The following is a 15,519-nucleotide window of genomic DNA, read 5'->3' as shown; positions in this document are numbered from 1 at the left end:
AACCATACCATCATCCCAAACAATGTTTCAATGGAAAATTTCCCTTTTATTTAACAGATTTCCCATGATATGATCTCCCTTTTTATTTCACTATAAAGTTGAGAGTATATGGACAGACGTACGATCTTTTTTGTTTTATCCCTTTCCTTAACCCTTCTTGCCGTCAATATGTTTTTTGAGCACCGCAATCGGGATCATTTAAAGGAGTGGCATGCACAAGAAAAGGCTAAAAAACAGCAAAAAATGATCGAACTTCAAGCCGAAGTTGCCAATAAAACAGTTTCTTTTCAAGAGATGCCGACTGTTTCTCTTGCAAGCAATGACGGCAAACCTCTCGCCAAAGCGCTGCGCATCGGCGATGCCGTGATCACAACCCGCTGGACATCTCAACTGCCGGAAACTGTTCTCGTTGAGGATGAAGAACTCAAGTTGATTTTTCAATCCGCTGAAGGCCCGGTTGTCTACGCAAAAAACGATCGCCAGCTTCTCAAGACCGCCGATCTCCCCTATTTCGGCAATTATGAACTGCAGCTTGTCTCATTTAACCCGGATCAGGTTTTGCTTGGGAGCTACATCGATGGCGCATTCAGCATACCTGTCGTAGAATTGCAATCACTAAAAGCCGACGTCGAAGAAAATGTCGAAGAAGTTAAACTGCCGCACTCTGCAATCGCCCTAATGAAAAGTGGAAACGCTTATTTGCCTGTCGGTCTTTATTTATCAAAAGGGAATGCACTCATCCAGTTGGAACAGTTCAAGGGGTTGGCTACTGAAACCAAAAAGCCGATGGTTCCCGAGCTGCAGCAAGAAGTCGAGGAGGCATACTATGTTTTGGAAAACGACTATCAACAGCTCGTTTTCTCAACTACTGGAGGAGCGTTGGTTGAAATCAACCTTCCTTTTGAAACAGGTGAAAATCAAAAAAGCGTTGTCAAAGAGATCGAATTTGACAAGGAAATTGAAGAACAGCATCCTTATGACGCTCGTTTTCCACTCCAATCCTACTATACCCCCGGAGAGTCGCCAACCGGTCCTTTCGTAGAGAACAGCAAAGGACGCTTAGGCGGCTATTATCCATTGTTAAGACGGGATCTCATTCAAAAAGGAGCAAAACCTTCCATTCAAGTACTGCCGGAAAACTATGCACTCAACATCGTCTCAAAATACCCGGAAATTGCAACGCTTCCTTACCGAGTCACTCATTTCGACAAAAACAAAATTGTTTTCGAAGCATCTCAAAATAATCGAAAAATCATTAAAACCTACTCGTTCGACGAGCAAAAGAACGCACCTTATATTGTTAACTTATCCATCACTGTTGAAGGAGACTCCAGAGGCCTTTGGCTGACGACTGGAGTTCCCGATGTCGAATGGATTTCTAATGCACCTGCTCCGGCTTTGAAATACCGGCTGACACGACAAGGAAAGGTCGAGGTGAACAACCTCGATAAACCCAAGGATTCACTCACCATGAGTACTGTAGTTCCCGATTGGATCTGCAATTCAAACGGTTTTTTTGGAATTATCCTGGATCCTTTATCGCCCATTGACGATGGACTAAGAGTGCTGCATATCGATGGTGAAGAGATGCCTTCACGCCTTGTGCTTGTTGGAGAAGAGTACGACCGTTTTCAAGCATCCAAACTCCCGGGCTATCTCATGATGCTCCCTTTAAATTCAAAAGGGGGAACCATGAATTTTCGCATTTTTGCCGGACCGTTCGGAGATAAAACCTTGACAACAGTTGATCATCTCTACTCTAATCCAGAGACCGGCTACAATCCGGATTACAAAGGGTCGCAAACATTCCACGGATGGTTTTCATTCATTTCCGCTCCTTTCTCCAAGTTTCTTTTTGTCCTCATGAAATTTTTTCATCATCTGACAGGATCTTGGGGTATTTCTATCATCCTGCTTACAATTGCCTTGCGCGTGATGCTCTACCCTCTTAATGCATGGTCGACAAAATCGATGCTGAAAATGCAGCAGCTTCAACCGGAAGTGCAAGCGATTCAGGAAAAACACAAAAAAGATCCGAAAAAAGCGCAACTGGAAGTGACTAATCTCTACATGTCTCGCGGGGTGAATCCAATCTCCGGTTGTTTTCCCATGTTAATCCAGCTGCCATTTCTCATTGGAATGTTCGACCTGTTAAAATCGACCTTTGAACTTCGAGGGGCTCCTTTTATTCCCGGATGGATAGACAACCTTGCAGCGCCGGATGTTCTTTTCAGCTGGAAAACGCCGATTTTCTTTATCGGAAACCAATTTCACTTGCTCCCGATCCTACTTGGAGTTGTCATGTTCATTCAGCAACGGACGATGTCTAATGCTCCCAAGGATCCGAATTTAATGACTGAGCAGCAAAGACAGCAAAGGACAATGGGAACAATGATGACAGCAGTATTCTCTGTCATGTTCTACCACTTTCCATCCGGATTAAACATTTACTGGCTTTCATCTATGCTGCTAGGCATTTTGCAGCAATGGTGGACGCAGAGAAAATTCAAAGCAAATCCGATTGAAATTCAGACAGTTCCATTAGCAAAAGGAAAGCAAAAAAGAAAAAAAAGGTAGCTTTTTCCTTGTATTTTTAAATAAAAAATTTTAAAAAATACATTTTAGAGAACGTCTCTTATACCGATCATGTTTCAAAATTAAATTTTCAGGCAAGGAGGCGCCCGGAATTTAATTCTGAAGCATGATCGGTATATATCAAAAAGTTGGAAAAATGCAAGCTTGGGATCTTTTTCTTAAGGAGATGGAAAGAGAGATCGGTCTGGAAACAGCTAAGAAATGGCTGTATTCCCTTAAAGTGGCCGATTTCGATGCCTGCAATCTTTATTTGGAAGCTAAAGACGCTTTTCAAGTGATGTGGTTCGAGGAGCATGTCCGTAAGAAAGCGAATAAGCATCTTGTTAACAATAACCGGAAACAGATTAAAGTTCATTTATCGGTCAAAGGATTGGGCAAACCTAAAAAGGCGGCTTCAAAAGTCAAAAATATTCCTCCCGCCTTCACATTGGCTTTTGATGAATTAGACCCTCTTTTTACTTTCGACCACTTCATCCCCTCAGAATCAAACCTTCTTGCTCATAAGCTCTTGTTTAAAACGACAAATTACGACCCCATTTCATCACAAGTCGTTTCCAATCCCAGTGAGCTTGCGTCATTTAATCCAATTTTTTTATTTGGCGGCAAAGGAACTGGAAAAACCCATTTACTCATGGCGACAGCCCATGCAATCAATTGCAGCCATAAAAAAGCGCTTTACGTTCGATCAGAAACTTTCACTGTGCACGTAGTTTCGGCAATCCGTGCCGGCGAAATGAGCTTATTTCGACAAGCTTACCGTAGTGTTGATGTATTGTTGATTGATGACGTGCATCTATTTTCCAAAAAATGGGCGACTCAAGAGGAGCTTTTCCACACTTTCAATGCTCTTCATCTTGCCGGAAAGCAAATCATACTGAGCGCAAATTGCGCGCCTCAAGAATTGCAGCATATTGAGCCACGTCTTATCAGCCGTTTTGAGTGGGGAATTGTGCTGCCGCTCAATCCCCTTCCCAAAGAAGATATGCGAAAAGTGATTCAACGGAAAGCCAAAGCGTTTGATACTCAGCTTCATCCAAAAGTGGAAGAATTTTTGCTTGAGATGTTTTCCAGTACAACCAATTCGATTGCTGCTGCCCTTGAATCTTTGTTGATGCGGCATCATTTACGCATGCGGGAACAGAAAAAGGCGTCTGCGCCAATCACAGTTCAGCTGGCAAAACATTTACTGAAAGACTTGATCGAAAAAGAAAGTCTCTCCGCGCTGACTCCAGAAAAAATTATTCAGATTGTTGCCGAATATTTTGGCATCTGCAAGCAGGATATTCTTTCGAAAAACCAAAAAAGGGAATATGTTGTTCCTCGTCAGCTGGCGATGTATTTTTGCCGTCAAAAACTTAAAATTCCTTATACAAAATTGGGAGCGGTATTTGGCAGAGATCATTCAACAGTGATTTCCAGTATCAAAACCGTTCAATCACAGTTGGATGAAAACAATAAAGAAGTGATCGACCAATTAAACGGAATTACTAAAATTCTTCACAAATAAGAACAAGCGATGAAACCTTTCAAAATCAAAGACAATCTCGATCCCCAAACCGGCGAAGGATTACGCCTTGCCGAATGGGGGCGCCGTGAAATTCAGCTGGCAGAAAAAGAGATGCCGGGGTTAATGGCCTTAAGGAGGGAATATAGCAAAAGCAAACCTTTGGAGGGTGCGAGGATCGCCGGGTGCTTGCACATGACTATCGAAACAGCGGTCTTGATCGAAACTCTTCTTCTTTTAGGTGCAGAGGTCAGATGGTCTTCTTGTAACATCTACTCTACCCAAGACCACGCTGCTGCTGCGATTGCTCATCAAGGCGTTCCTGTGTTTGCCTGGAAAGGAATGACTGAAGAAGAGTATTTTTGGTGCATTGAACAGACATTGATGTTTGAAGACGGCCCTCTGAATTTGATCATAGACGACGGCGGAGATCTCACCAACGTTGTTCACGATAAATTTCCGAACCTCCTTTCAAAAGTGGTCGGATTATCGGAGGAAACCACCACAGGAGTTCGCAATCTTGAAAAACGGTTTAAAAGCGGCGCTTTGAAGGTGCCTGCAATCAACGTCAATGATTCTGTGACAAAATCGAAATTTGACAACTATTATGGCTGTAAAGAGTCTGTCATTGACGGAATCAAACGTGCAACAGACACTATGATTGCAGGAAAGATCGTTGTTGTTTGCGGCTATGGCGATGTTGGCAAAGGGTGTGCGGAAGCGATGGCTGGTTTGGGTGCCCGAGTATATGTCACAGAAATCGATCCCATTTGCGCATATCAAGCAGCAATGAACGGTTTTCCTGTTGTGACAGTTGAGATGGCAGCGCCCATGGCAGATATTGTAATTACCGCAACAGGATGTAAAGGAGTTGTCAGAGCTGAGCACATGGAGATGATCAAAGACGGAGCCATTCTTTGCAATATTGGACATTTTGACTGCGAAATCGATGTCGATTGGTTAAACAGCAATCCCGATCTCTCCTGCGTGAATATCAAGCCTCAAGTGGATCAGTACATCTGGAAAGGCGGAGAAAAATCACTTCTTTTATTGGCTCAAGGTCGATTAGTCAATTTAGGCTGTGCCCATGGCCATCCTTCTTTTGTCATGTCCAATTCATTTTGCAATCAGATCCTTGCCCAAATCGAGTTGTGGACGAACCAAGGCGATTATCCGATCGGAGTCCACCGCCTTCCCAAGCTGCTCGATGAAAAAGTTGCCAGGCTGCATTTAAACAAACTCAGCGTACACCTGACAACGCTCTCTGAGGAACAAGCCGAATATCTAGGGATTTCCATAGAGGGCCCTTACAAAAGCGATCAATATTTGTATTAGATCTTGTAGAAAAAAGGACAAATTGATAAGATCTAAGCTTCGTTTGATACGGAGTATAGCGCAGTTTGGCTAGCGCGGCTGCTTTGGGAGCAGTAGGTCGGGGGTTCGAATCCCTCTACTCCGATTAACTGCTCCAATAACTATTTGTTGGAGCTTTTTTTTTGCTTATGCATTTAGCTTGGTTACATTGGGATCCGCCTAGATTTATTTTTACACTTCCCTTCATCCATCACCCGATTGCGTGGTATGGAGTCTGTTTTGCAATAGGGTTTATCTTGGGATTTTTTATCATCCTCCCCATGATACGCCAAAAGTTGTCTCAAACAGAAAAGATCTTACCGAGAGATATCGCTAGCTGGCCTCATGTTGTTCAATCTCTTAGACAGGTTAGCGGAAAAAAAGAACACCCTCTTTATCCTATTTATCAAAAGCTCTCGCAAAAAACGCGAGAGAATTTGAATCGCTTGAAAATCAAGCAAGAGCCTGTAGAGTTAACAAAAAACGACATTTTGCAAGCGGTCAATCACTCCTATCTTGCTTATGGACGAGAAAAACTGGAGAAACTGTTCGGCAAAGGGTTGTTAACCCTTAAAGAACTTGCTGTTCTTCTTACAGACAGGCTTACTTGGTATATCGTGATTGGCACTGTTGTAGGCGCTCGCTTAGGTCATGTCTTTTTTTATGAATGGCCCCGTTATCAACAAAATCCTCTGGAAATCATTAAAGTTTGGGAAGGAGGCCTAGCCAGCCACGGCGGTGCGCTTGGTGTCATTCTTGCCCTGTTTTTATATCAACGCAGTATTCGTGAAAAATTTCCCGAATTTAATTTTCTTTGCTTGTTGGACATCCTTTGCGTTCCGACAGCAATGACGGCGGTTTGGATACGGATAGGCAATTTTATGAATCAGGAGATTATCGGTCCAGTAACCACAGCTCCTTGGGCTGTCGTCTTTGCTCACCCTCTTGAAGCTGAAGGAGGGCTGCCCCGCCATCCAACACAGTTATATGAAGCTTTCTGCTATCTAATCACATTCATTTTTCTCTATACATTGTGGAGTAGAAAACGGAATCAATTAAAACCGGGAGTTTTGATTGGCCTTTTTATGATTCTTGTTTTCGGCTCCCGTTTCTTTGTCGAATTTGTCAAAGTTTCCAAGGGATTGATGATTGACGAATCGTTCCTTCTTACAGGACAATATTTAAGCCTGCCGTTTATTATCCTAGGTATTTTCCTTCTCTTTTGTGGAAAGAAGCTTTCAAAGTCTTCAATTTTTTAATTGATATTTTAAAAAAAAATTAATATAATTACTCTTGTGAGGTAATTAGTATTAGTAACGGAGGAAAGATGAGCATCGACAGTTCTACAGGTTTTGATTCAGGAGCACTCACACACTCCCAATTTACATTCAATGAGAAAGATGGAACCGTTAAGCTGGCGGCGAGTGGCAAAAAATATACTGTCCAAATTGGCGGTAGTACCTTAGATCGCAATAATAAAGAACTGATTAAAATGATCACAGACATTCTGGATCAAGTGGGTCAGCAAGAAGAATTCGAGTATAAAGATTTAAGCCAGACAACAATTACTGATGAAGGGGTGAAAACTGATCAAAAAGAAGAGGAGCCAAGAACATATAAAATAGAAACACATGATGAAAGTTATAAAAAGATTACAGAAATTGCTCAAAAAGTGTTATCGAAACCGCCCGTTGATTCAGGAAGACTAGTTGCAGAAGAAGGTAAAGGACAAAATGTTGAAGATCTTACAAAACAATCGGGCTCAAGCTCTGGCTTTCTGGAAGTGGAATTTGAAGTATTGGAGAGAGGAAAACTTCCGGAAACTACTGAAAAGGTAGTATCATTCAGTCCTGTGCCGCAAACGAAGAGAGAAAAGCTAAAACAAGTTAAAGAGCGCGTTCTTCAGTTTGTTAGCAGGTCTGCCAATTTTCTAATCGAAAAGTTTAAAAAAACTGATCATAAAACGAAAACGCCTTCTATTGAAATAGAATTAGATAAAATCGGAAAATCAGATGAATCAGATGAACTTGATAAAGAAATCGGAAGAGAATTCACGAAGTGCCCTCTCTCTAAAAATAGCGAAACAGATGAGTTTGACCATACAACTCTTAGCCTGAAAGCGTTGGAGAAAATCGCTTCTGAAACGGTAAATATTGATGGAAAGGTCAAAATTCGAAAAGAAAAGAAACAGTCTTTTATTAGAGCCGGACACAGAATAGGAAAGCTGAAAAAGAGAGAGAGAGGAGTCGGAACAGGAAAGAAGTCTCTTGAAGCAATGAAAGTTGTTTTAAAGGCTTGTCAACATCACTATTCAGATGTTAAAGAGCAACACACACTCTACAGCTCTGTATTAGAAAAGTTCGTTAAGATGGAAATAAAGGAGGAATATTTTGACATTGATCAATGGCTTTCAGAAATAGAAAAAAATGTACCAGAAGAAATTAAAAAATCACAGGAATTACAAGATCTAAAAACTGCCTTAGAGGAATACAAAGAGAAAAAAGATCTTTCAAAAATAAAAGATGCAAAAAAAAACTTAGAGAAGCAATTAAAAACTAAGCTTAATTCATTGAATCAGGAATCTCAAAAAATTATCCGTATTGTCACATCATTGACAAAGCTCTCCACATGGGGTAAAGCAATAATGGAAAATTATAATCAGACGCTTAAACCGATAATCTCTGAGATTCAACCGCTTAAATCTCCAAAAGATAAATGGTTAAAAAAAGAGAAATTTTTTAATCAGGTTTTTAATCCTGAAGAAGAAGAGCTCAGATCTAATTTTGAAATAAATTATCGTTGGATGATGAGTTCTTCAGAATACATTGACTTATTAAAGAATCGTTATCAATCAAATGAAAAAAAACTCAAAGATGAGGAAATTTTAGATAAAAAATATTTGAAAGAAGAACAAGAAATTATCCTAAAAATGGTTTTTAATTGGAGTTTCAGCGATAAAATCGCCCCATCTGAAATTGAACTATTATCAGATTTTGTTGGATTATTAGATGATCGCTATCAATCAAATGAAGAAAAACTCAAAGATGAGGAAATTTTAGATAAAAAAAATTTGGAAGAAGAACAAAAAATTATCCTAGAAATAAAAAATAAAATTGAAAAAAAAGAAGTTCCTGCTGTATCGGATGTCACTCCTGAAGATGCAACTCAAGATTTCCAAGCGGATCTTGCAGGCGTTGCAGCAGGCAAGATCAAAAGCAAAAAACGTGAAGAACTGCTTAATAAATATCTTGCAGATATCACCGCTTTCACCAGCAACACCTACCTCAAGATTCTCCCTTCAGAATTTGCAAAGCTTGCATGGTCTAAATCAGAAAAGGCTTCAACAAGCCCAAATCTTTCAAAATTTTCTACACAGTTTAATAATCTTAACCAATATTTTCAGTATGTGATCTTAACTGTTCCTGACGGCAAAGGTGGACGTAAACCCTCTACTATCGAAGAGCAAGCCCGTATGATCGAGTTTTTCATTGATTTACAAACAAAGGCAGTCAAGCAAGGTGACCTTAATACAGTTGCGATCATCAATAGTGCTCTTGATAGTTCTTCTATTTTTCGATTAAAGAAAGCATGGAACGATGTTCCTATAAAAAAAATAGCTCAACAAAAAAGAAATGCCTCATATACAAGCCCTGAGTCTAGTTATAAAGCTGCAAGAGAATTTCAGGAAGGACATCCTGGAGGCATTCCATTTATGGGTATTTTTCTTCAAGATCTTACATTTTTTAACGATGGGAACAAGCTCTATCAAGAAGATGATTCCGAAGTAGTCAACAATGATCTGATCGAAAAGTTTTCAACAACCATCAAAACTGCACTTCAAGGCCAGCAAGGAAGAACGATGATGCGACCTAAAAGAAATATCGAAGAAGAGATTAAGTTAGCCAGTAAGCAAGACGATAACACTCTATACGCACTCTCTCTCCAAGCACAACAGAGAGAATAATTCATTGAAATTTACAGTAAAATCCTCTATCATGCTTAGTTTAAGTTCATAGAAGGTCTTTCTTATGGCAAAGTTAAAATTTGAAACAACCGGAGAAGAAGTCGAGCTTCCCGATAACTCCGCTATTCAAGAAGTGTGCGAAGAAGCTGGAATCCCCTTTGCCTGCACAGAAGGTGTTTGCGGGACTTGCGTCATTGAAATTAAGGAGGGCGGCGAAAATCTCTCCGACCCTACTCAAGAAGAGATTGACTTTCTTGGGGATGATCCGCAAGATGAGCGTTTGGCTTGCCAGTGCAAAATTAAACAAGGCGAAGTTACGGTATCCTTCTAATGACGACACAAGAAATGATCCATCCCCAAATGACCATCGAGGAAATTCTCAGTAAATATCCTCATAAAGCGCAAAAACTTGCGCAAGAACTTACCAATGCAGGCCTTCACTGCGTCGGCTGCCAGGCTGCAACCTGGGAAACTCTTGAAGTGGGCATGCTTGGACATGGAATGTCTCAGGAATCTATTCAACGATTGACCAAAAAACTTAATCAAGTACTTCTCGAAGAAACGGACCGTACGACGATTACATTAACTCCACGCGCCGCAAGAAAGTACGTCCAAATTCTTGAAGAAGAAGGGAAGAACGGCTGGGGCATCCGCTTTACAGAAAAGATGGCCGGCTGCAACGGTTTTGAATATGTCTTGGATTATTCCGAAAAAGCTCAAGAAGATGACGAGGTATTCATTTCTCAGGAGATCGAAATCCATGTCAATAAGGCTCTTGTCGATCGTTTATTGGGCGCCGAAATCGATTATATCGATGCTCTGCAAAACTCCGGCTTCAAGGTCACCAATCCAAATGTCCGCTCTGCTTGCGGATGCGGTACATCGCACGGTTACTAGATCATAAGTGAATGGGTTTTTCGCAGGCAGCTAAAGCTGCCTCCTTAATCGCTTCACTTAACGTTGGATGAGCATGAGATGTGTAGGCTAATTCCCTAACCGTTGCTCTTTTCTCAATTGCAACAACTCCCTCTCCAATCATTTCCGAAGCATTCGCGCCAACGAGATGAACTCCCAACAGGCGGCCGCTGTTTTTTTCCCCAATCACCTTAACTATTCCTTCTGTTTCCCCTGCGCAACGAGCCCTTGCATTCCCTTTGAAAGGAAACACGCCTGTTATCAGCTCAAGCCCCATCTCCTTTCCCTCTTCTTCTGTCAGACCGACAGCAGCAACCTCCGGCATCGTATAAATGACGTTGGGAATTGCCATGTAGTTGATATGTGAGGACTTGCCTGCCAAAGACTCAACAGCAGCAACAGCTTCTTCCGATGCCCTGTGTGCAAGCATTGGACCGTCGATAATATCGCCAACAGCTAAAATGTTGGGATGGTTCGTACAGAAATTGCCATCGACAACGATGAAGCCCTGTTTTGTTTTTGCAATGCCGATCTCTTCTACCCCTAATCCTTCAGAATAAGGCTTTCTTCCAATGGCCACCAAAACAACATCGGCTTTCAAGGTGCTTTCTTTGCCCTTTATCCGAACAGAGAGCTCGGCTCCTTTCTTTGACACTTTGGCATCAGTCACTTGCGCGCCAAGGTGAAACGTCAACCCTTGCGCTGATAAGATTTTCTGAAAAGTTTTTCCAATCTGATTATCCATTGCAGGGGTGATACGATCCAACATTTCGACGATCGCCACTTCCGACCCGAGTCGACTATATACCGAAGCAAGTTCTACCCCAATCACTCCGGCTCCGACAACAACCATTTTCTTTGGAACAGACGGCAGGCTAAGCGCTCCTGTGGATGAGACCACGACCTTTTCATCAAAAGGTAAAAAAGGAAGTTCGATCGGCTTGGATCCCGTTGCAATCAGAAAGTGCTTTGCCCGCATCTTTTTGCCATTCACCTCAATCTCTTCAGGCGATACAAAGCGGGCACTCCCTTGCACGGTTTTCACTTTGTTCCGCTTCAAAAGCCCTTCAATCCCGCCAACAAGACTAGCAACCACCTCTTCTTTGCGCTTCATCATCTTGCTAAAGTCAACTGTTGCATTTTTCAGTTGAATTCCATGTTCATCTGCATGTTTTTCAATGAATGCAAAATGTTCGGAAGATTGCAGCAATGCTTTTGAAGGAATGCAGCCGACATTCAGACATGTCCCTCCAAAAGTGGAATATTTTTCGACAATAGCGACAGATAATCCAAGCTGGCTTGCACGAATGGCTGCGACATATCCGGCAGGCCCTGATCCGATCACAATTAAATCTTCCATTTTACACTCCCAATAGCAATCTGGATGGATCTTCCAGGCAGTTCTTGACATGAACGAGGAAAGAAACTGCCTCTTTTCCATCAACAATGCGATGGTCGTAGCTAAGCGCCAAATACATCATTGGCCGAATGACAATCTCGTCATTTACGACAACCGCGCGCTTTTGAATGTTGTGCATTCCTAATATCCCCACCTGCGGGTGGTTTAAAATCGGTGTTGAAAGCATGGAACCGTAAATTCCCCCATTAGTAATGGTAAATCCACCTCCTTGAAGGTCGTCAACGGAAATTGTGCCTGCGCGCGCTTTTTCCGCAAACTCGATAATCCCCTTTTCGATGTCGGCAAAATTTTTCTGATCGCAATCACGCAAAACCGGAACAATGAGTCCGCGCTCTGTTCCAACGGCAATGCCGATATCGTAATAGTCTCGATGAACAATTTCATCTCCGTCAATATAGGAGTTAATATCGGGAAAAGTTTCCAGAGCAGAGACAACAGCCTTAACGAAAAAAGACATGAATCCGAGCTTTGCATCATGCTCTTTGATGAACGCTTCCTTATACTTGGTACGCAGCTTCATCACCTGTGAAAGATCCGCTTCATTGAATGTCGTAAGCATCGCAGTTGCCGCTTGAGCTTCCACTAGCCGCTTTGCAATTACCTTGCGGATTTTAGTCATGCGGCGGCGTGTCTCGCCTCGTTCTTTTTTCATGGTTGGCGGCGGCGCTGACTTTTCCTGCTTGCCGATTTCCGCAACAAACGCTTCTCTAGAGTGCCTAATCCCCTTTTCAGGCTTCTTCTCTTCTTTTTTAAGGACAGGCGCGGACGCTTTTTCTTCTTTTTTCTCCGGTTTCCCACCATCGCTGTCAATTAAGCCAATCACCTGGTCGATTTTCACGACATCGTCTGTCTCAACTGTCAACGTCAAGACACCTGTCTGACTGGCATACAAAACTTGATTGACTTTATCTGTTTCCAGTTCGAGGATCTCCTCATCCATTTTCACGTGCGATCCTGAAGGTTTCAAAATCTGACCAACTGTCGCTTCTGTAATCGACTCCCCCATCGCAGGAACTTTTATTTCTTCTTTCATGATCTCATGCTTCCTCTTTTCCAAATAACGCCTCGATGATTTTTTTGTGCTGTTTTTGGTGCAGCGCGAACGAGCCAACCGCAGGCGATGCGGACTGGCTGCGGCCAATATATTCCAGCTGAACCCCTTTAGGAAGCAGACTGAGTAATTGGGGGCGGATAAAATCCCAGGCTCCCATGTTCTCAGGCTCCTCTTGAACCCAATAACAGGTCTTGAACCCTTTATACGATTCGATTAGCTCGGTTAACTTCTCTTTATACAGGGGATAAAGTTGTTCGATCCGCAAAATCGCCATCTTCTCGTTCTTTCGCTTGCGCCTTTCTGCATTGAGGTCGTAGAACATGCGGCCGCTGCATAAAACAAGAGTCTCAATATTCTTTGGTTTGAGAGGATCATCTAAAACTTCCTGAAAATGCCCTTTTGTAAAGTCCCCGATATCGTTCACACATTCAGGATGGCGCAAAAGTCCTTTCGGAGTAAAAATGACAAGCGGCTTTTCCATTGGCTTGTGCAATTGCCTTCGCAAAAGATGAAACATTTGTACCGGAAGTGTGGGATTGACAATTTGCATGTTCCAATCGCCGCAAAGCGAAAGAAAGCGTTCCATACGGGCAGACGAATGCTCAGGTCCTTGTCCTTCATAACCGTGAGGAAGCAATAACGTCACGCTATTGACCTGCCCCCACTTCATTTCAGACGTCGAGATAAATTGATCAATAATGATTTGTGCTCCGTTGCAAAAATCGCCGAACTGCGCCTCCCACAAGACAAGAGCGTCAGGTCTGGCAAAGCTATAACCGAATTCAAATCCCAAGACGGCATATTCCGACAATGGAGAGTTGTAAACGTAAAAATTCCCGTTTAAACGATCAAACGGACAATATTCTTTTTCTTCTTTCTGATCCATCCATACAGCGTGACGGTGGCTGAATGTGCCGCGGCATGAATCTTGACCTGAAAGACGGATCGTCCGATTCTCATTCAAAAGAGTTGCATAAGCAAGTGTTTCTCCCATGCCCCAGTCAACTCCTTTCTTGCCTTCCACCATCTCCATGCGCTCTTTGATCAACTTTTTCAGCTTGCGATGTACCGTCACATTTTTCGGAATAGTGCAGATTTTCTCAGCAACAAATTTCAACGTTTTAAGATCTACTCCCGTTTGAACCGGAGCAAAGGGACCTTTTTTCTTTTGATGCCTTTTGGGGGGCTCATCCTGATTAAATTTCTTCTCAGGCAGACGCAGCCCCGTCAACGCTTCTTGAAGCGCTTCTTTGAACTCCACTTCCAATGCTTCAGCCATCTTTCTTTCAAGAACGCCCTGACTGATCAGGTCATCGCGATAGATTTCACGAATCGATTTTTTAGAGCGGATTAAGTCGTACTCATGAGGCTGGGTAAACGCTGGCTCATCCCCTTCGTTATGCCCATACTTGCGGTAGCAGTTCAGATCGATAAAAACGTCGCATTGGAATTTTTGCCGAAGCTCGATTGCAAGATGAATAGCTGCGACACATCCTTCGGGATCTTCGGCATTTACATGAAAAACGGGAGCGTCGAATGCCCTTGCGATATCTGTGCAGTAGCCAGTCGACCGACCGTTTTCAGGCGTCGTCGTGAATCCGATCTGATTATTGATAACGAGATGGATGGAACCTCCTGTCGCATACCCTTCCAACCCATACAGCTGCAACGTTTCATAAATAATTCCCTGGCCCGCAATCGCAGCATCTCCATGAATGAGGATCGGCAAGGAATGCTCTCTTTTCTCGTCTCCGATGGAATCCTGATACGCTCTAACTTGGCCAAGTACAACAGGATTTACTGCCTCAAGATGGCTTGGATTCGGAGTTAAGCGAATATCGATCTTTTTTCCGTTCAAATCGATTTTGGAACTGAAGCCTTTGTGATACTTCACATCGCCGCTCCCTTCGAAAGACAAAGGAATATATCCTTCTTCGAATTCACTGAAAATCAATGAGTAAGATTTTTTTAATATATTGGATAAAACGTTGAGCCGGCCTCGATGGGCCATTCCGATCACGAATTCCTCTATATCAAGGCCAGAGCCCGTATCAATTAATGCTGCCAGTATTGGAATCAGCGTTTCTCCCCCTTCCAAAGAGAAACGTTTCTGCCCGACATATTTTGTATGCAAGAAAACTTCAAAAAGCTCTGATTTATTTAGATGTTGCAAAATCGAGCGTTTTTGGTCGATTGTCAATGCAATTTGAAACTTGTTCGGTTCGATTTTTTTCTGGATCCAGTGTTGCATTTCAAGGTTTTGGATTCCCATATATTCGACGCCGATTTTGGAGCAGTAGATCGCTTCCAACACATCGATCATTTCCTGAAGAGGCGCTTCCGGTTTATGAAGCAGTCCGTTTGTGGGGAAGGTTGTCTTTAACTCGCTTTCCTTAAATCCTATCACCCCCAAATCCAGCTGCCAAGGCGGCTTTATCGGAGTTGTTCGGATAGGATTGATATCGGCTTTTAAATGCCCCCAAGTACGATAAGAGCGGATCAATCGATCTATGCGTAAATCTGCCGGAGCGGACTGATCAATAACAATTGCTGCTGGCACTTCATCGGAGATCATGCTTGTAAAAGCTGCACGCCATGTTGGATCGACACTGGAAGGATCCTGTTGGTAGCGATCGTATAGTTCTTCAATCAGATCCAGGTTGCCGTACCCGGAAAGAGTTAATCTTTCAAATCCCATTTTACGTCTCTCATGA

General features: G+C 42.6%; 10 protein-coding genes and 1 tRNA gene. 8 read left to right on the top strand and 3 right to left on the bottom strand.

The annotated features are described in order from the left end of the window. The first annotated feature begins 108 nt into the window (after positions 1-108). From yidC to WCW_RS04845, 8 genes are all read left to right on the top strand, one after another. The gene (yidC, locus tag WCW_RS04880) at positions 109-2,577 is read left to right on the top strand and encodes a membrane protein insertase YidC (protein WP_013182080.1); all 2,469 of its coding nucleotides are present in this window, start codon (positions 109-111) and stop codon (positions 2,575-2,577) included. A 124-nt stretch (positions 2,578-2,701) separates the two neighbouring features. Next, positions 2,702-4,102, top strand: a complete 1,401-nt coding sequence (dnaA, locus tag WCW_RS10150) for a chromosomal replication initiator protein DnaA (RefSeq protein ID WP_013182079.1) — start codon at positions 2,702-2,704, stop codon at positions 4,100-4,102. Positions 4,103-4,111: 9 nt separating this feature from the next. Then, on the top strand, positions 4,112-5,434 hold the full coding sequence (ahcY, locus tag WCW_RS10145; RefSeq protein ID WP_013182078.1) for an adenosylhomocysteinase: 1,323 nt from the start codon (positions 4,112-4,114) through the stop codon (positions 5,432-5,434). Positions 5,435-5,483: 49 nt separating this feature from the next. Next, positions 5,484-5,558, top strand: a tRNA-Pro gene (locus WCW_RS04865). Between the two features lie 43 nt (positions 5,559-5,601). Next, positions 5,602-6,711: a prolipoprotein diacylglyceryl transferase gene (gene lgt, locus WCW_RS04860; RefSeq protein ID WP_013182077.1), complete on the top strand. Its 1,110-nt coding sequence runs from the start codon at positions 5,602-5,604 to the stop codon at positions 6,709-6,711. A gap of 68 nt (positions 6,712-6,779) precedes the next feature. Continuing rightward, positions 6,780-9,416, top strand: coding sequence for a RasGEF domain-containing protein (locus tag WCW_RS04855; RefSeq protein ID WP_013182076.1), 2,637 nt, complete (start codon positions 6,780-6,782; stop codon positions 9,414-9,416). 64 nt (positions 9,417-9,480) lie between these two features. After that, positions 9,481-9,747, top strand: a complete 267-nt coding sequence (locus tag WCW_RS04850; protein WP_013182075.1) for a 2Fe-2S iron-sulfur cluster-binding protein — start codon at positions 9,481-9,483, stop codon at positions 9,745-9,747. Next, complete coding sequence (locus tag WCW_RS04845) at positions 9,747-10,313, top strand: iron-sulfur cluster assembly accessory protein (protein ID WP_013182074.1); 567 nt, start codon at positions 9,747-9,749, stop codon at positions 10,311-10,313. The genes WCW_RS04850 and WCW_RS04845 overlap by 1 nt, the downstream gene beginning before the upstream one ends. Position 10,314: 1 nt before the next feature. On the opposite strand, the gene lpdA is transcribed toward WCW_RS04845, so the two are convergent. Genes lpdA through WCW_RS04830 form a run of 3 tightly spaced genes read right to left on the bottom strand, consistent with a single transcriptional unit; the run spans position 10,315 to position 15,503 of the window. After that, a complete protein-coding gene (gene lpdA / locus WCW_RS04840) occupies positions 10,315-11,691 on the bottom strand; it encodes a dihydrolipoyl dehydrogenase (RefSeq protein WP_013182073.1) in 1,377 nt (458 codons plus the stop codon). Between the two features lies 1 nt (position 11,692). Further along, entirely contained in the window at positions 11,693-12,784 is a 1,092-nt protein-coding gene (gene sucB / locus WCW_RS04835) for a dihydrolipoyllysine-residue succinyltransferase (RefSeq protein ID WP_013182072.1), read from the bottom strand. Between the two features lie 4 nt (positions 12,785-12,788). After that, positions 12,789-15,503, bottom strand: coding sequence for a 2-oxoglutarate dehydrogenase E1 component (locus WCW_RS04830; RefSeq protein ID WP_013182071.1), 2,715 nt, complete (start codon positions 15,501-15,503; stop codon positions 12,789-12,791). Positions 15,504-15,519: the final 16 nt, after the last annotated feature.

Origin of the sequence: Waddlia chondrophila WSU 86-1044, assembly GCF_000092785.1 — a bacterium.
In the GTDB taxonomy this organism is placed as follows: domain Bacteria; phylum Chlamydiota; class Chlamydiia; order Chlamydiales; family Waddliaceae; genus Waddlia; species Waddlia chondrophila.
Note: the sequence above shows the minus strand (reverse complement) of the source record. Positions and strands in the feature narration are given on the sequence as shown.